Genomic DNA, 17,320 nt, shown 5'->3' with positions numbered 1-17,320 from the left:
GGCGGCGTCAGGACTTGGACGGCGTGGGAGCTGCGGGGGAGGCCGCCGCTTCAGCCGGGGGCGGCGCGGCAGAACCTCCCGACAGGATGCGGCTCTCCTGCAGCTCGACATCCAGGTCCTGGGGAACGGGCATGTTCAAGAAGGACTGCCAGTTCCCATCTGGAGCGGTGAAGAGGAATGACACTGCCAGGGAAGAGTCCTCGGGGATCTTCACCGGGATGCGCCGCAGCGTGCCCGGATAGATGATCTCCTTGTGGAGGACGCTCGCGTCTGGCTGGAAGGCACGGGCGGAGACGTCATCGTAGGACTCGGTGGCGTACTGCTTCGGGTCCACCTTGCGCACCAGCATGTAGAGCGGCCGGCCCTGGTTGGTTCCCGAGGGAGCCTTGATGCTCAGTTGCAGGGTGGCCGGTTGGCAGGCGACGAGCGGCAGCAGCAGGGTGGAGCAGAACAGGAACAGGCGTTTCATGGTTGCACCTCACGGAAAAGGGTCCAGGGCTCTCCCTTGAGACCGAAGCGGATCTCCATCGTCTGCTGCGCGGTCTCCGAGCTGCGGCCCCGCATCCGCCACAGCCGCTGCTGGTCACCCGTGGGCAGCGAATCCTCGAGCAGGCGGAAGCAGCTCCAGGCCGAGCGCGGCTGCTGCAGCGTGGTGTATTGGATGGCCTGCTGCTCGGGCGAGCGCAGCTCCACCACCAGCGAGGCGGTCTGCTGATCCCACCAGTCGACCGGGAACGCCTGCCATGAAGGGCTCTGGTTGTAGGCCAGCGCCGCGGTCCTGCCGCACTTGAGCGAGCCCAGCGTCACGAAGCTGTCCGCCTTGGGCGCGGGTGGCAGCGGCAGCGGCATCACCTGCAGCATCAGAGGACGTGCGCGGCCCTCCCCATCCCAGAGCGCGCGGGACAGGCGCGAGAGCCGGCTGAGCGTGGGGAGCAGCTCCTCGGGCAGGCGGAGCCGATCCCGCAGGGCGCCTCGCAGCACCCAGTCTGTGCCGCGCTCCTCGCTGACGGGCGCGATGATCCGGTTCACGAAACTCCAGAACACGCCATCCTGGCGGCGCAGGATCTCCAGCTCGCCCGGCTCCACTTCTTGCGTGGCCCGCGGGTTGAACGGGTACCGGCTCATCAACGGGTGCAGCATGCGGCCCGAGGCCGTCTCCCACTGCTCCTGCAGGAGTTGCTCGAGCTCCTGTTGCCCCAGCTTCCGCACCGCCAGGAACGGCTGCCGGAAGGGCTCACGCAGCTCGCCGATGAAGCCCTGCTGGTCCAGCCATGCATCCACCTTGCGGAGATACGAGTCGTCCGCCTCCAGCATCATCGAGAGGGCAATGCGCCCCATGGGTGTGAGCATCTCCGTGAGCCGGGCCGCGCTGCCTCCCTCGCCACCGGAGGCCGGAGCGGTGGATGCGGCCCGGGCTCCCCCGCGGGAGACGGCCAGCAGCTCGTCCGACAGCTGCGCCACCAGGGCCCGGTAGGGATTGAGGAGAGCGTAGTTGCCGCTCTCGTCGGGCTTCATCACCTGCACGATGGGCTTGAAGGTGGCCACCGAGTTGCGCAGGGACTCGTAGTAGGGGCCCTCGAGCGGCTCGAGGGAGGCTCCCTTGGCCACGTCGCGCAGCATGTCCACCAGCTCCGAGGAGGGCTGGGTGAGGCGCGACAGCTCCTCGGTGAGCAGGGCGGGGGTGAGCGCGTCGAGGCGGTAGGCGTTCACGCGCTGGTAGAGCCGCTGGCGGTACCGGATCGAGAACAGATCCACCTGGCGGCGGACGTGCTCCTGGCGCTGGGAGATCTCCTCCGCGGGCAGGTCGGCGCTCTTGAGCAACTGGGTGAACTCGTCCACCAGCGGGCGGATGCGGGTGTCGAACTTCAGCCGCTCCTCGGGCAGGCTGGTGGTGGACGGAGAGGAGCCCTCCCCCTCACCGCGCGCCGAGGCGAAGGGCAGGCGGCCCGTACGCTCGTAGTAGCGGAGGATGGCCCGGTGAATCTGGCGCGAGTTATCCGCCGGGTGGAACTCGAGGGGGCCCTGGGTGATGGTCAGCTGGAGAGGGCCCTTGCTGGAGGGGCCCGGCTGCCACACTCCGCCACGCACGAGCAGCTCGGCCACGCTCATCTTCTGCACTGCCTTGAGGCCCGTATAGGCCTCCTCCTCCATGTGCAGCAGGGAGGCGAGCACCTCGCGGTGTTTGTTCATCCACTCCACGGACTGGAGCGTGGAGGACAGGCCCTTGAAGCGGCTGGTGTCCACGCGGGCCTCGGAGGCCTTGATCAGGTCGAGCGCGCGCGGCAGGGCGGCAAAGATGGCGCTGTCCTCCAGCCACGCCTGGAGCTGCAGCCGCTCCTCCTGCAGCGCCTCCAGCTCCTTGTTCATCCGGTCCAGCTCCCAGGGCTCCACCGCCTGCGCTTGCAGGAAGTCCTCCAGCCGCTTGAAGTGGGCCTGCCAGGGAGCCAGCTGGCCCTCCAGCGTGAAGGCCTCGCGGAAGGGCCAGCGCGCCCAGTCCGCTTCTGGCGTGGTGGGGGCCTGCCAGGGCTTGTCGCTGAGGGTGACGTAGGGCCCCACCAGGGACTCCACCAGATGGATGGCGGTGAGCCACGAGCGCGTGGACTCGAGGTTGGGCGCCTCGGTGGTGGAGGCCGTCTCCTGTGCCTCCTTGCCGGAGACGCTCCACGCACTCCGGTTGCGCAGGCTGGAGAGGACGAACTGACCGAGCGGCTCACTGCTCGAGGCATGCAGGGCGGCCAGCAGGAAGACGACCTGCTCGGGGCGGCACGTGTCCGGCTGCTTCTGGCAGTGCTCGAGGGCGGGACGCAGGTGGGCCTCGCGGATGCCCTGGGTCAGCCGCTTGGTCAGGTTCTCGCGGGCCTGGGAGAAGCTGTAAGGCAGCAGCGGCCAGTAGCCGGTGGCCCGCCACATCACGTCCATGGCCTGGCGCGCGGCGAGCACCTGATCCTGCACCACGCTGCCAGACACCTCCTGGCCCTGGTCGCGCATGCGCTGGACCGTGCTCTCGAAGCGCCCCACATTCTCCTGGGCCTGCGACAACCGCCAGGAGAAGTGCGCGTAGGCGGCCAGCATGGGCAGGCTGCAGGCCGTGGCCAGCATCGCGCCGCGCTTCAGGTGCGTGCGCAGGTAGCGCTGACGCAGCGTCTGGGCGTCATGCGCCTCGGAGGGCACGGAGAGCACGCCCGAGGCGCGGGCCGACGGCGAGGAGAGGTACACCCGGGACAGCTTGGGAACGAAGGCCAGCGTCCCACCCTCGAGCAGCGCGGTGGTGAAGCGGGCCAGGGCCTCGAAGGGGCGGTGGCCCTGGGAGTAGAAGCGCTCCAGCCGTTCGAAGGATTCCACCGGCAGCGAGGTCAGCCCCAGCGCCAGGTACTGCTCCTGGGCCTGGAGGAGGGAGGCCACCTGGCCCTCCTCGCCTCGAGGCGGCAGCGCGAAGGAGAGCGGTACATGGTGGGTGCGGAGCAGCTCGGCGAAGTCCTCGAAGCCCTCCAGCGTGTCCATGTGCGTCAGGCACAGGCGCGTCTCCACCGGGAGTCTGCGTACCTCGGCCAGCAGGTTGAGCTTGCCGCGCAGCAACTGCGCTGTGCGCCGCACCTCGTCGGGCGGGGTCTCCGCCAGCCAGCGCACGTCCAGCGCGAGGACCGCGAGCGCATGCTGGCCCTGGCCAAAGGCGTCCTTCCACAGCTTGCGCAGCGACCGGCGGGCCTGCGGCGTGTCGTCCTCGGTCAGCGGCGCCGACAATTCCTGCACCACCGAGTCGGGCCCAAGGTAGAGCTTCAGCAGCGAGTCGCTCGTGTGGCTGGGGAGGAACTGGCGCGACTGCCGCTGCCAGTCCACGTCCAGGGCGATGAGCTTCGACTTGCCGCTGCCCGCCGGGCCGAGCACCACCGCGCACGGTAGATCTCTCACGGCGGCGCGCTGCAGCCACGGCAGCGCCTTGAGGAAGTCCTGGCGGATCTTCCGCAGCCGCTGGGCCGGCATGGGAGGCGGAGCCCCCAGGGAGGTGGCGCCCCGCTGCCGCCGCCGGCGCATCCACACCGCGAGCGCCACCACGGCGGCCACCAGGAGCAGCACGCCCAGCGCGAGGAACAGCCAGCCCTGGTAGGGGCTCACGTGAGACCCGAGTTCGCGAAGCTTTTCCATGATTCAGCTCTCTCTCCGGCCCACCGTGGGGCCCGTGCGGCGCTGCGCACGTGCGGTGCGCTGCAGCGCCTCCAGAATGTCTTCGAGTGTGTCCAGCACCTGGTCGAGCCGGGTGCGCTGCTCTTGCTGCTGCTGGGGCGAGAGCTGCTGTCCTCCAGGTCCCGGGAAGAGCGCTGCCAGGCCCTGGCGCAGGTCCACCAGCAGCGGCTCGACGCCTGCTCGCAGGGGGCCCAGCTCCGTGTCGATGAGCCGCTCCAGGCGCTCCAGCAGCGCGGGGGCCGCCGGGACGGAGGCGCGCTCACTGCCTGTTCTCGCAAGGGATGCAGTCATGGCGGCGCCTCAGTTGGAGAGCCACCACAGCAGGCCCTGCAGCCCCAGGAAGCAGAGGCAGGCGCCGGCGTAGTAGCGGGCGGGGAACTCGTAGAGCAGGGGCCGCGCGTTCGTGGCTGCGGGAGGCGCGGCAGGCGCGGGTTCGGGGGTGACGATGCGGGCCCCCAGCCGCTGCTTGTACTCACGCAGCTTCGCCGTGTTGCCCAGGTAGCGGCCGCCGAAGCCCGCGGTGAGGCAGAAGTGCAGCAGCTCGAACACCAGCGGCGAGGCTCCTGGCTGGTTCAGCTTCTGGTCCGCCAGCTCGAAGAACAGGTCTCCACCGCCCTCCTCGCCGCGGAGGTGGCGCTGCAGCGGGGGCCAGTCGTACTGCTCGGCCTCGGCCAGGCGCAGCAGCACCCGCTCATCTAGCAGATAGATGAAGGGCCGCAGCGCGTCGTCCACCTCCTCGGAGCGGTAGTGGCTGCCCAGCCCCGAGCGCAGGCCGTCCAGCGCCACCAGTAACTGCTGCTGCAACTGCGCCAGCCCCGCGCGTCCTACGAGGACCTGGGTGCGCTCCTCGCTTCGCGAGGTCTCGGCCGGCAGCCATTGGTCCAACAGCGCGCGCGTCTGCCGGTACTGCGCGAAGACGATCTTCCAATGTTCCAGGTTCATGGCGTTCCCCAGGGGTTGAAAGCTCCAGCGCCGTCCACCGAGGGCCGCAGCTCCACGGAGGCCTCGCCGTTCCATGCGTCCAGCAGGGCCAGCACCTGCTCGAGGAAGCAGGCGACGAGGGCCTCTTGGCTGGCGTCGAAGGGCGCGAGCCGCGCCTCGTACACGTGCCGCAGCCCCGTGCCGCGCAGCGCGCCATCCGGCAGCACGGAGCACCTCAGCGCGCGCAACAGCGGGAGGATGGGGCCGAAGGCGCTCTCCTGGAACGTGCCCAGATAGGACAGGAGGGCGGCCAGCTCGTCCCGCTCCAGGGTGGGGCGGACCTTCCACGAGAGCAGCCGCGTCAGCGCGGGCACGTCCTGGCGCAGGGGGCTCTCGCGAGGCGGCTGCACGTCCCCCAGCACGCGCCACCGCAGTCCCTCCACGTGGAGGCTGGGCGTCGAGGCCTCGAGGCGGCCCATCGCCTCGGTGGCGAAGTGGGGCTGGTACCAGAGCGCGTCCACGTGCAGCTTGCGCGGCTCGAGGAAGGCCTCCGGCATCTGCACCAGCAGCTGGTGCAAGGGGTTGCCATCCGCGGCCAGCTGCTCGTCCAGTTCGTAGGAGGGGCCGGGCCCAGGCACGTGGGCGGGACGCATGGGCTCGCGGCCTCGGGAGCCCTGCACGTAGACGCCCGTCACCGAGTGCAGACGGAAGCCATGGCCGTTGCGCAGCCCCAACAGCGGGTGCTCGGTGCGGGTGCCATCCAGGGTGATGGGTTGTGCGGGCGCGGCCTTGAGGTTGACGACGGGCGCGACGAAGGGGCGCAGGAAGTCCGGGTGGCGCGAGCGGCCCACGGACCACTCCTTCTTCAAGTCCAGGCACAGGCTGAAGCGGTTCCAGGCCTGCCGCGTGGGCGCCACCCGGATGTGCAGGAAGAGCCCCTGCTCCGGGAGCTGGAAGAAGGAGCGCGCGCGCTGCAGGGGGTTGGCGTAGAGGCTCGCGTCATCGGGCGCGAACGGCGTCGGCCCGAAGGAGTGCTCGCATAGCTGCCCCGCGGAGCGCTCATCCGCCTTCGCGTCATACACCACGCGCACCTGCTGCAGATGCTTGCGGAGCGCGTGGTACACCGCCAGGGAACTGCCGTACTCCTCCAGGTGGCGCACGTGGAGGCTGAGCACCTCCACCGGATCCCTCCGAGGGAAGGCCGCGGCGAAGCGGAGGATGAGGCGGTGGCCGCCATCCGCCAGGCTCAGCACCTGCGTCTCCTCCAGGAAGATGGGCAGCACCCGCAGGTCCCGCTCGAGGCGGAAGGAGCCCGCCTCGCCGCCCACGGGCCGCAGGCTCAGCTCGGTGCCTCGGGGCAGCACTGCCGCCTCCACCATCTTCTCCGTGGGAGCCGCCTGCACCAGGCCCGTGGCAGGCAGTGGCTCCAGCAGGCAGTGGAAGAAGCTGGAGAACAATCGCAGCCACGTGGAGCGGAGGTTGCGCAGCGTGGCGTGCCGCGTCTGCACGGAGAAGAAGGCCAGGGCCTCCACCAGCCGGCGCACATCCGGGTCCTCCTGCTCCAGGGGAACGCCGGGGTAGGTGTGGCGGAAGCCCTGGCGGAAGCGCTCGAGCGCCGCCAGCTCCGCGAGGTAGTCCTGATAGAGCTGATTCGTTTCAGCCATGGCAAATCCCATCCGTTCACCCGGGGCGGTGGGCGTCCCGGATGCCGCGTACTCTGAGCGTTCTTCACCGAAGGGGCTGTGAGGGCCCCCATAGGAAGCGTGTGAACTGCGTCACAGGAGCGAGGGCGGTCCGCTCACCCCAGCTTCACGAGCGAGCCGCTTACGCTGGTCATCGAGCCCTTCAGCTCCGCGATCCCCGAGGACTCGAGTCCCAGCTGTCCCTGTGCCGCCACCTTGATGAGCGGGGCTCCCAGCTCCGCCTGGGATTTGCCCTTCAGCTCCAGCTTCACTCCCTCCAGCTTGAGCGGCCCTCCGGTGGCGGACACCTGGCCCTCCATTCCCTCGAGCGTGAGCTTCTGCGTGGCCTTCAGCTCCAGGTTGGCGTTGGAGGAGAGGACCGCGTCCTTCGAGGCCTTCTGCGTCAGCTTCGCGCTGGAGGTGAGCGCCATGTCCTTCGTGCTCTTGAGCTCCAGCGTCTCGTCGCTCGTCCACGCCGACTCCTTCTTGGACTTCAAGGTGATGGTGTCGGCCTCCACGCTGAAGGCCTTGCAGGTGACGCTGATGCTGTCTGCCTTCTGGACGATGGTGCTCGTGTCCGAGTCGCTCTTCACCTCCAGGGTGATGGCCTTGCCATCCAGCATCACCGTCTGGGTGAGCTTGCCCTCGGGATCCTCGACCGTGACGGTGAGGCCCTTCTCCTTGTCCAGATCGATGGTGCAGATGAGCTTCGCCATGGCGTGCCGCTCCTAGTCCTCTTCCTTGATCTGGATTCGCATCGAGCCCTCGCGCAGGCGGATCACCCCCAGGTCCTTCTCGTGGGTGCGCTGCAGCAAGAGCACGGGCTTGTCGTCTTCATAGGACTGCTGGAGGGTGGCGCCGTTGGTGGGCGTCTTGCCCATCAGCAGCTGCACGCCCTGGCTCTCCTGCGGCATCCGCGCGCTGGCCCGCCAGTCCAGGAAGCGCTTGACCCAAGCCCGCTGGAAGTCCAGCGCCACCAGCACTCGCTCTTTCTTGTAGGCGGGGAAGTAGAAGTGGCCCGGCAGCAAGTTGGGATTGAAGGGGGCGCTCACCACCTGGTCCTCGAAGATCGGCAGCTGGATGCGGTAGCTGTCCAGCGAGGTCTTCTCCTCGCTGTAGACCTGCCATGTCTCGTGCTTCTCCTCGCCCACCTCGCTCACCAGCAAGCCTTCGACGTACCGAGGAAAGCGCGGAGGGGTGTACGCGGGGCGGTCGATCCAGCGCTCGTCCTGGCGCTCCAGCCGAGTGCTCATCTGGAAGTGGAAGCCCGCACTCGAAGCCTCGCGCTCCGCGTCGGGGTCGGCCACGAGCGCCTGCCCGTGGAGGCTCATGGAGCGGATCCGGAAGGTGTCCTTCGCGGCCACGCTGGCCGGGTTCCAGCCCTTCTCCGGCGAGAGCTTCACCAGCGTCCCCGGCGCGAAGGCCTGGGCCGGCATGCGCCGCCACTCCAGCTCCAGCTCCATGCCCCGCGCCTCGAGGCGGGCCTTCTCCAGATCCACCCGGGCCTGCACCGAGTCGGCCAGCGGCGTGCACAGCAGTACGTCCTGGCGAAGCCCCTTCACGGCCTGGGCATGGGTGAGCTCCTCGCGCTTGGGGTCCTCGGCCACGGCGTTGAGGATGGTGGCCCCGTGGCGGATGACCTCGGGCAGGTGCACCTCCAGCGAGGCCACCTCTCCGGGATCCAGCTCTAGCGGCTTGCCCTTCTCCGACTTCGCGCCGAGCAGGGAGTAGCTGCCCTTCTCCGCGTCATACGCCAGCACGCCCTGGTGGCGCTCCAGGTACCACTGGAGCAAGTCGTAGAAGCTCGCTCCCAGCTCCCGCTCCAGCCCAAGGAAGAGCAGCGGCTGCGAGACGCCCAGCACGGCGTCCCAGTCATAGGTCAGCTGGATCTTCTCGCCCTTGTGCTCGTCGAGGACATCCTTGAAGGTCTTCTGCGTGTAGAGCGCGCACGGGTGGTGCTGGCGCCACAGCAGCTGGGCCGCGTCCAGGAAGTGCACGGTGTAGCGGCGGTGCAGCAGAGCGGCCTTCGGGCCGGAGCCACCCGGCAGCTCCACGAGCGCCTTGGAGGACACGAGCGCCTGGAGCTTCAGCGGCGTGGGCTTCTGCTTGGGCTTGGCGTCCGTCTGGACGGCGCTCACCTCGAGCGCCACCTCGGCGAGGCCGGGCTTGAGGAAGTCCGGCAGCAGGGTGTCCTTCTGCTTGCCGCCCAGGCTCTTGTTGTCGGTGAGGATGAACTCCACCCGCCCCTCCAGTCCCCAGCCATGCAGCTCCAGATGAAAGGACTGGATGTTGCCGGGAGGGATGGCGTGTGCCTGTCCCTCCACGGTGAGCGTCAGCGAGACGGCCAGCCTGTCCTCGAATGTGTCTGGCATGTCAGTCCTTCCTCTCCAGCCGCACCCGGCTGCTCACGGTGTCGAAGATCAGCCCCAGCCGCAGGGCCTCGCCGCTCAGCAGGCCCGTCACCTCGAAGTGCAGGCACAGGGCGGCGTCCTGGCCACGCAGCGTCACCTCCACGTCGCGCAGCCGGGGCTCGTACTGCGCCACCTGGCGCTGCAGCTCCTCCGTGAGGAACGGCACCAGCTCCTTGCCGCCGCGGTCCCCGGTGTAGTCCCCGAGCCCGAAGCCCTGCTGGAAGAAGCCGTAGCCCTCGCGGGTGTTGAGCACCGCCTCGAGGTTGCGCAGAACGGGGCCCAGCGGCTCCCGCGCAGAGGCGCCGCGGCTGGAGAACCTGTCGAGAAAGGGCCGGCGTGGCATGTCACGTCCTCCTCCAGAAGAGGAACACCTGGGCTCCCTCCAGCGGCGGCGTCACGGGGAGGGAGAGCCCGCCCTCGCGCAGCACGGCCTGCCACTCCTCGCCCTCGGTCGTGAGCTGGTACCAGTCGATGTCCGAGTCGAACGCGTGCGGGAACGAGGGGTACGGCACGTGGCGGAAGGTGAGGCCCTTGAGGGCCTGTCGCCGCACGAGGGGCAGGCGCAGGGGGCTGGCGATCTTCACGCCCTCCAAAGCGCGAGGCTTGTCGCGCTCGTGACGCCGGATCAGCAGGTAGAAGTCGTTCGGCGCGGGCTCCTCCTGGGGCAAGGGCGAGATCACGAAGCGTCCCTCGCGGCAGTCGAGGGGCTGGTACGTGCGGCGGTTTGCCTGGCTCGGGCGGAGGCCACCCGCGAGCAGCTTCATCCACTGCCACAGGCCCGGGCCCGGTGCGTCGTGCTCGTAGGCGGGCAGCTCCTCCGCCGGCTCGCACTCCAGGTAGCAGCACATCTGCAGGTACAGCTCGCGGAGCATCGAGAAGAGGTGGTAGGTGGAGGGGTGGAGGCCATGGCGCATGTCCGCGCGCAGGCCCTGGGCGCGGCGCACCTCGCACAGGGCACGCCGGGCATTGGAGAGCCGGTCGCCGCGCACGTAGTGGTCACGGATGGCCGTGCGCAGCTGCCCGTGCGCCTGCTCCAGCAGCTCGTCCAGGCAGGAGAACAGCCCATCCAGGAACGGGTGGGGGCTGGCGCGCAGCAGGGGAGGAAGCTGCTCCCGCGACAGCTCCCACCGCCCCAGCTCATCCTTCTGGAGCTCGGCCAGCGGCAGCGAGCTGATCGCCCCATCCAGGGCCTGCTCGGCGGAGAGCTGGAGGATGTGGAGCGCCCGGTGGAGCGCGGGAGGATCCTTCGCGTACAGGGGAATTCCCTCGGCGCCGCGGGTCTCGTGCATCAGGTGGAGGTAGAGCGTGAGCCGCGAGCGGCCCGTCTCCTCCAGCGAGATGGGCGCTACGGTGGCGTTGCCGGGCACCTGCACAAGCTGGCCACCCGGCATGAGGGCTGTCAGCGAGCCGAGGGAGAAGGTGCCCTCGGCCAGCTGGGCCCGGTTGAGTTCGAGCCCACCGATGCCCACGGGAGGCAGGCCGGTGAGCTCCGCTGAGAGCAGCGTCTCGGCGGAGAGGACTTCGTCCTGGGCGCGGAAGTGTTCGGGCAGGAGCATCTGCCCCGCCTGCCAGCGGACGCGGGCGATCTTGTGGGGATCCATGGTGGGCTCGAACTCAGCGGGTGGGGTGAGGCCTGGCGGCTACTTGCCGCTCTTGAAGCCCCACTTCTTCTCGACCTTCATCTGCGGCGCGCTGGCCAGGGTCACCTGCTGCTCCTGGGGCTGCGGCTTGATGCCGATCTGGAAGGTGAAGTTCTGCGGCGAGGTGACCTCCTCCGCCGGATCATCGTCGACCATCACCTTCAGCTCGTCCCCGCTCTTCTCCACCAGGCCCTTGAGCGCGGACTTGTGGAAGCTGGACTTGAAGTACTTCTTCTCCAGCGGGTCGAACTGGTAGATGGCGTAGCTGAACTCCACCTCGATGTTGGTCAAGTCATTGAGGATGAGCATGGCCAGCGTCTGCCGGTTCTCGGTGGAGATCTGCCCGGCGAAGTACATGGAGTCCGTGGAGCCCGTCTCCCACAGGTAGTGGTTGAGCACCCCAACGGCCTTGATGTCCTTGGTGGGCTGCTCCGGATCCTTGATGGTCTCCAGATCGGCCTTCAGCTCCTTGCCCCCGACCTTCATGGTCAGGAGCACGCCGACGTTGCTCTGCTTGTCCTTCTTGAAGTTGAAGCCCTGGTACACATCCAGACTGCGGCTGAAGCGAGGCATGGTGTTCTCTCGTGAAAGGGATTGGGAAAGAGGGATTGGGGACTAGCCGAGCCGCGACTCGAGCTGCAGCTCGACGTTGAGGCCCTCGAACTGGATGTGCGGCAGGACCGACACCTTGCAGTCGTACCAGCCGATCTCACCCGGGCGCTTGGCCACGAGCACCTGAGCGGACTTGAACGGGAAGCGCCGCAGCGTGAGGTCATCCGGGTTGCTCACCGCGGTCACGTAGTCCATCAGCCAGTTGCTGATCTGCTGGTGGACGTAGACCTCATCGGCGGAGCTGCCGATGTTGTCGCGCATGATGCTCTTGATGTAGTGCGCGAGCCGGGTGATGGAGAACGTGTACGCCATGTTGGTGACGAGCTGGGCGTTCTCCGAGTCCTTCGGATCCTTGTAGCGCTTGGCGCGCTTGATGGACGGGGTGCTGAAGAACGTCGCCTCGGCCTCGTTCTTCCGGTACACGAGCGGCATGAAGCCGTGGCGGACGAACTCGTACTCGCGGAAGTCCGGGATGCACATCTCCACCGGCATCTGCATCTCCTGCTGACCGCGCAGGGTGAAGGTGTCCACCGGCAGGCCCTGGATGCGGCCGCCGCCCTTGGGGCCGCGGATGGACTGGCACCAGCCGGACACCTCGAAGGCGCTGGCCAGGTTGCGGCCGAAGAGGATGGCGGCATTGCCCCAGAGGTACTTCTTGGAGTCGCCGTGGGCCTCCTCGGTGAAGTTGAGCACCTCGCACGGGTTGGTGACGGGGTTGTACGGCAGCCGCACCACGTAGCGCGGGAGCGCCAGGCTGATGTACGCGGCCGACTCGCTCTCGCGCAGCTCCGCCCACTTGCCGTAGCGCGGGTGGTTGAGCACTCCGTCCAGGCTCTTGAGCGACTCGAGCTGCTCCACGCTCTCGCAGTCGAAGAACTTGTAGCTGGCCGAGGCCACGAAGGGGCAGTGCGCCGCGTTGGCCACCCAGCTCATGCGCTCGAGCCACTGCAGATCCGGCCGGGACGCGGTGAACTCGTACAGCCCGATCATCGTGCCGAACGGCCGGCCGCCGTACTGGTCGTACTCGTGGGTGTAGACCTTGTTGAAGAGCGAGCTGGAGAAGATGCTGCTCGCGTTCTTCTCGAAGTCCTGAGCCAGCTCCTGCTTGGACACGTCGAGCAGATCGATGTTGATGTTGGCCTGGAAGTTGGTGTGATTGACGAGGTCCTCCACACCGCGCCACGTGGACTCCGCCTGCTGGAAGGTCTCGTGGTGGAGGATCTCGTTGACCTGGGCCTCGATGAGCTCATCCAGGCGGGCCACGGCGTCCATCACCTGGCCCTTGTCGAAGCGCGGCCGGCTGTCCTCGTCCTGGAGCGGCTTGACGTTGTGGAGCAGCGCGGCGAGCGCGGACATGAACCGGCTGTCGGTGGAGATCTCGCTCTCCTGGCGCGAGGTGGGGACGAGGCCGGTGCCAATCATGGGCTCGGCGGTGGTGGGCGGGGTGCCCAGGCCGCGGCTCTTGAAGAGTTCCTGCAGGTAGTTTTTCTCAGCCATGGTGGGTGTTTCCTTGTGGGGTGACAGGGGGTGGAGGGGAACTCAGTTGCCGGCCGCTTCGCCGGGGGGCAGGCGGAGGTTCTCGAAGCCCTTGAGCGCGTCGCTCTCGAGCAGCTGCTGGATCTGCTCCGGGTGGGCGTAGAGCTCGGAGAGCGTGCGCCAGAGCTCCTTGCGGTTGTCGATGTCGGCCTGCATCTCGAGCAGCAGCTTGCGGAGGATGAGCAGGGCCTTGAGCTTGGGCACGTGCTGGACGAACTCGTCCGGATGGAAGGACTTCATGCGCTCGATGGGCAGCTTCACGTTCATCGTGCCCTCGCCGCTGGAGGTGGTCTTGTCGGGGACCTGGAACTCGATGGACATGTCCATGTCCTTCATCAGGTCATCCAGACCGCCGGGCTTGACGGAGCGCAGCTTGCGCTCGTCGAGATCCACCTTGCGGTCCTTGGACGAGCCGAGGGAGAGGTCGCCGAGGACGAGCATGCGGAAGGGGAGGTCAACCTCTTCCTCCTGCCCGTTGATGGTGGTGCGGTAGGTGAGGGTGATGCGGGACGTGGGAAGTTTGTCTTGGATGGGCAAGGCGCTCTCTCTTTCTGTCTGGGATGACCGGAGGCCGGGTGGCTCCCGGGTGCTGCGTAATCTGTGGGAAATGCCCCGGAGGCGCTGTGAGCGCGCTCACGGGACGCGAGTGAAGTGCGTCACAGGGGCCTGCTCACTGCTTCCAGCTTCAGGGAAGAGCGTCGGCGCGGAAGATGACGACGGAGCCCTTGCCCGCCTCGAAGAGATTCGTCGCGTCGGTCGTCGAGTTGAGCCAGCGTGAAGGGTGGGTCATGTCCAACGATGTCTGCGGCCGCATCTGAAGGTGGCCGCTGCTTGTCCGTTTGTAGGCCCAGACCCTTGCTGCATCGTCGGTGATGCCGTCGACATGGAACAGGAAGCCTCTGCTCTTGCAGCACGAATACCGGGGAGTCATTCCGCAGGATGTGACGAGGTGCACGTCCACGTCCGAATGGACAGCTTCTGCGGCGCGCTGCTGAGCGTGATCCAGACAGATCTCGAGCGCGAAGCGCATTCCACTCATCTGGAAGTCGATACCGCCGCCGAGCCCCGTCCTGCTGCGCTCGCTGGTCTTGTACGTGGTGGGGCGGAGCCGCCGATTCAGCTCCGGGAGCGTCTTGATTCGTCCGTGTAGAAACTCTCCATAGATCTCACCCTGCAGGTGCCCCGAGGGCTTCCAGGTGCGAGTCCGGCCGTGCTCGTTCGCACTGTTCCGGTGGCGCATGTATTTGCCCGTGGGTCGCGCTCCCGACGTAGGCATGAGGGTCTTGGGCTTGCCACGGATATGTGCGCGTCCACCCTGGGCCGGATCGTCATGGAACAAATCGCCTCGCCCGAAGTTCGGCCCGAGGAAATCGATGGCGGAGACGTATTCCTTGTAAATCAGCCGCGAGTCGCTACTGCCATGCGCGAGAGCGTCCTGCTCGCTGGCATCCGTTTTGCCGGTGACGCGCACGCCGCCATTGCGCACGAGGGAGATATTGAGAATCTCGGTCTTGGAGTTCTCCTCGGGCATCGCAGCGAGTGCAGTGCCAAGCACGAACGTCCACTTCTTGTAGTGCGGCTTGGCGAGGAACGTGTCCAGGAACTCGTTGATGTACGAGACATCTTCGATGTTGTAGACGCCGGCCGAACCGCCACGGAAGAAGAACTCTGGTGCGGCAAAGATCTTCTTGGCGCTGGTGTCGATGGCTGGATGCATTCGCGCTGCGATGATGGCGTCGGCCAGCACCATGCATCGAGCCCTGATGTCATCGCGGCCATTCGCGAGGCCTGGGTAGTTCACGCGCTTGCTGAGTGCGTTCGATGTTCCATTGGCCGCTGTTTGGAGTTGATAGCCGATGAATTGAACTTTTGACATGGTTGGCTCCCTTGGAGGTACTTGGCAGGAGTGGGTCAAGCCACTCTCTGCTCGGTCGAAACGCTGGGTATCTGGCCGCTAGACGTGTCTGGGGTTGGATGCGCGAGGTTGCCGCGGAAGAGCAAGAGACGTTGATGAAGGTTCTCAGTGCCCGCCAGCGGGACATAGCCGAGGTAGTTGTCTGGCTGGAGGCGGGCTGGACCGCTCGGATCGCGCAACACCATCCACGCGGTGAGTGGCGCCGAGCTCTGGGAGAAGACAGGGAGGAGCCTATGGGAAAGGCGCAGCGGAGCTTCCATGGCCCACGGTGTTCCTATTCCGCAATGACTTTCATTGAAGAAGACCGTTACTTCCATGCCGCCCGTGGGCACAGAGGCGAAGCCCCCCAACGCCGTGGAGTCTCCCAATGCCGTGACACCGAGCTGCGAGCCGTGGGCTGGCACGGCCTGAGTGCGCACCTCACGCCGTACGGACACTTCGGCCTCTGGGAAGACTTGGGCGAACAGCCAGTGCAGCGTGCTCGGGCTGGTGAGGCTCAATAAGCTCAATCGGTTCTGCGCCGCTTCCTCCCAGCCGGGAAGCAGCGAGGCGCTTCGTTCAGGGTAGAGCCCCGCGAAGCGCGCCCGGAGCAGTTCGTGGTCGAAATAGCCCAGGAAACGTTCCATCCGCTCGCTCTCCAGCGGATCCAGCTGATTCATTGTCTGATGCAGGAAGGTGGGCAGAGGAGACTGCACGCTGAGCAGCCCGATGTTCACCGTGATGATCACCCGGCTGGGTGACTCGTCGCTGAACTGGATGTCATGCACCAGGTGGCTCTGATGCACGAGCGTGCGGTGGCTCCGGTATTCGATCAGCTCCAGCGCATACTTTTTGTGTTTCAGCAGCACCAGCAGAGCGGGCATGTCGAACCCGCGGATGCGCTCGCGCAGCCGTTGCTCGAATGAGAGGTCTCTCATGGCGCGTCCTCCACACCGGAGGAGGAGTTCAAGAACGCCTGCAAGTCCGTCCGGTAGAGCCGCTCGAGGGCACGCTCACCCAAGGAGCGAGGGCTCTGCATCCGTGGCTCGATGCTCCCCGCATGCGCGCTCAGGCCCGAGAGGAAGCGTGTGAAGAGCGAGGGCAGATAGACGAGCGGATCGAAGTGGTCGATCACATGGAGCACGTCCGTGGCAATCATGCTGGCCCGCGAGAAGTCCTGACGCTCTACGAGCTGATCGAATGCGGTCAGCTTGTGCAGCAGTTGCTCGAGCGCCGGAGAGGGCTCCAGACCAGGCTGTGGCGGCAAGCGGGGCTGCGGGACCGCCACGGGCTCGAAGAGGATCTCCTCTTCGGAGTCATCCTCGGCTTCAAGTGCCTGCTCCTCGGTGGCTTCTTCTTGCTCTTCGTCCTCCTCATCTTCCGCCTCCTCCTCTGGATCGGCGGAAGGCGCCTCCTCCCAGCGCTCAGAGATGGCCGCCGCCCTGGGGGACTCCTCAGCCTGGGCCCGCGCAGGGCGGGCTGGAGTCTCCGAGAAGAGCTCGCGGTTCTCCGTCAGCCAGCCGGTCAACTGGAGCAGCCGGGTAGTACCCCCTCCTTTGGGCAGGAGCTGTTCAAGAGCCTCGAACAGCTCACTTGCGCGCTGGAGCGCTTCCTGAATCTCAGACGCCTCGCAGCTTTCGCACCACTTGCGCCACACGTCGTCCTGGGCCCGCCCATGGAACTCCAGGTGCTTGTGAAGCGACTTGAACAGCCAGAGCAGCCCACTGTCCGCCACGACTGGCTTCTTGTCGCTGGGGCCAAGCTGCTCCCAGCTCCGCGTGAGGACTCGGTGCAGGGCGGAGAAGATCCCGGGCAGAGCGCGCGGGCCGCGCTCCAGGAAGGCACCGAAGAGGCACGGCGTTACCAGCCGCACATCCCGGAGTCCCTCGGTGAGCAATGCCTCGGAGGCGCGCGCCGCCTCGTCGTAGGCGCTCCGGGCCATCAGCGCGGTGACCCGATCCACCCGCGCCTCCACCTGCTCGGGCGTCAGCGAGGAGACAGGAGCAGAGGCCGTGCTCAACGCGCGCTCCAGCGCCGCGAGCGAATGCAGAGACTCAGCCATCTTGCACCGCCGTCTGGCCGGGGTTGACGATCTGGATGACGCCGCCCCAGTTGCACATGCACTTGGAGGAGCTGTCCAAGGCCGGCATGTTGCCGATCATCACCTTGGGACAGCCGGGTGCCCACGGCGCCGCCGTCGCCGGAATGCAAGGCATTGGGGTGAGCACGCCCAGCGCCGCCGCCGTGGCTGCGGCCACCATCGGATTTGCCATGGATTGGCACATCCCGAACGGGGGGATGTTCACCAGCGGCTTGTTGTCCATGATGTTGGCGGCCGGAGTGGTCGCCATCACCTTGTTCGCCGGGAGCACCACCAGGCTGGAGGGCGCCACGCCGAAGCTGCACTGGAGCATGGCTCCCGTGACGACTTGGATTCCCATC

General features: G+C 67.2%; 16 protein-coding genes. All 16 read right to left on the bottom strand.

The features are described from left to right. Positions 1-7: 7 nt before the first annotated feature. Positions 8-469, bottom strand: coding sequence for a hypothetical protein (locus DB31_RS36325; protein WP_044196735.1), 462 nt, complete (start codon positions 467-469; stop codon positions 8-10). Next, positions 466-4,143, bottom strand: coding sequence for a type VI secretion system membrane subunit TssM (locus DB31_RS36320; protein WP_044196733.1), 3,678 nt, complete (start codon positions 4,141-4,143; stop codon positions 466-468). Before DB31_RS36320 ends, DB31_RS36325 begins: the two co-directional genes overlap by 4 nt. Positions 4,144-4,146: 3 nt before the next feature. Next, positions 4,147-4,473 (bottom strand): hypothetical protein, encoded by a 327-nt coding sequence (locus tag DB31_RS36315; RefSeq protein ID WP_044196731.1) that lies wholly within the window; start codon positions 4,471-4,473, stop codon positions 4,147-4,149. Between the two features lie 9 nt (positions 4,474-4,482). Further along, positions 4,483-5,124: a DotU family type IV/VI secretion system protein gene (locus DB31_RS36310; protein WP_044196730.1), complete on the bottom strand. Its 642-nt coding sequence runs from the start codon at positions 5,122-5,124 to the stop codon at positions 4,483-4,485. Next, positions 5,121-6,767, bottom strand: coding sequence for a type VI secretion system baseplate subunit TssF (locus DB31_RS36305; RefSeq protein WP_044196725.1), 1,647 nt, complete (start codon positions 6,765-6,767; stop codon positions 5,121-5,123). The genes DB31_RS36310 and DB31_RS36305 overlap by 4 nt, the downstream gene beginning before the upstream one ends. 134 nt (positions 6,768-6,901) lie before the next feature. Continuing rightward, positions 6,902-7,501 (bottom strand): hypothetical protein, encoded by a 600-nt coding sequence (locus tag DB31_RS36300; protein ID WP_044196723.1) that lies wholly within the window; start codon positions 7,499-7,501, stop codon positions 6,902-6,904. Between the two features lie 12 nt (positions 7,502-7,513). Further along, positions 7,514-9,157, bottom strand: coding sequence for a hypothetical protein (locus tag DB31_RS36295; protein WP_044196721.1), 1,644 nt, complete (start codon positions 9,155-9,157; stop codon positions 7,514-7,516). A gap of 1 nt (position 9,158) precedes the next feature. After that, positions 9,159-9,539 carry a GPW/gp25 family protein gene (locus DB31_RS36290; protein WP_044196719.1) on the bottom strand — a complete coding sequence of 127 codons (381 nt, stop codon included), beginning with the start codon at positions 9,537-9,539 and terminating at the stop codon, positions 9,159-9,161. Between the two features lies 1 nt (position 9,540). After that, positions 9,541-10,797, bottom strand: a complete 1,257-nt coding sequence (tssK, locus tag DB31_RS36285) for a type VI secretion system baseplate subunit TssK (RefSeq protein WP_044196717.1) — start codon at positions 10,795-10,797, stop codon at positions 9,541-9,543. A gap of 39 nt (positions 10,798-10,836) precedes the next feature. Continuing rightward, positions 10,837-11,409, bottom strand: a complete 573-nt coding sequence (locus DB31_RS36280) for a hypothetical protein (protein ID WP_044196715.1) — start codon at positions 11,407-11,409, stop codon at positions 10,837-10,839. Positions 11,410-11,451: 42 nt separating this feature from the next. Beyond that, a complete protein-coding gene (tssC, locus tag DB31_RS36275) occupies positions 11,452-12,945 on the bottom strand; it encodes a type VI secretion system contractile sheath large subunit (RefSeq protein WP_044196713.1) in 1,494 nt (497 codons plus the stop codon). Between the two features lie 42 nt (positions 12,946-12,987). Beyond that, positions 12,988-13,521: a type VI secretion system contractile sheath small subunit gene (gene tssB, locus DB31_RS36270; RefSeq protein ID WP_044196711.1), complete on the bottom strand. Its 534-nt coding sequence runs from the start codon at positions 13,519-13,521 to the stop codon at positions 12,988-12,990. Positions 13,522-13,669: 148 nt separating this feature from the next. Next, positions 13,670-14,860, bottom strand: coding sequence for a hypothetical protein (locus DB31_RS36265; protein ID WP_157232343.1), 1,191 nt, complete (start codon positions 14,858-14,860; stop codon positions 13,670-13,672). 35 nt (positions 14,861-14,895) lie between these two features. Then, complete coding sequence (locus tag DB31_RS36260; protein ID WP_044196707.1) at positions 14,896-15,816, bottom strand: hypothetical protein; 921 nt, start codon at positions 15,814-15,816, stop codon at positions 14,896-14,898. Continuing rightward, positions 15,813-16,940, bottom strand: coding sequence for a type VI secretion system protein IglI family protein (locus tag DB31_RS36255; RefSeq protein ID WP_044196705.1), 1,128 nt, complete (start codon positions 16,938-16,940; stop codon positions 15,813-15,815). Before DB31_RS36255 ends, DB31_RS36260 begins: the two co-directional genes overlap by 4 nt. Next, the gene (locus tag DB31_RS36250) at positions 16,933-17,319 is read right to left on the bottom strand and encodes a DUF4280 domain-containing protein (protein ID WP_044196704.1); all 387 of its coding nucleotides are present in this window, start codon (positions 17,317-17,319) and stop codon (positions 16,933-16,935) included. Before DB31_RS36250 ends, DB31_RS36255 begins: the two co-directional genes overlap by 8 nt. Position 17,320 lies beyond the last annotated feature (1 nt).

Source organism: Hyalangium minutum, assembly GCF_000737315.1.
GTDB lineage: Bacteria > Myxococcota > Myxococcia > Myxococcales > Myxococcaceae > Hyalangium > Hyalangium minutum.
The sequence above is the reverse complement of the archived record's forward strand: the minus strand, read 5'-3'. Positions and strand labels throughout refer to the sequence as shown.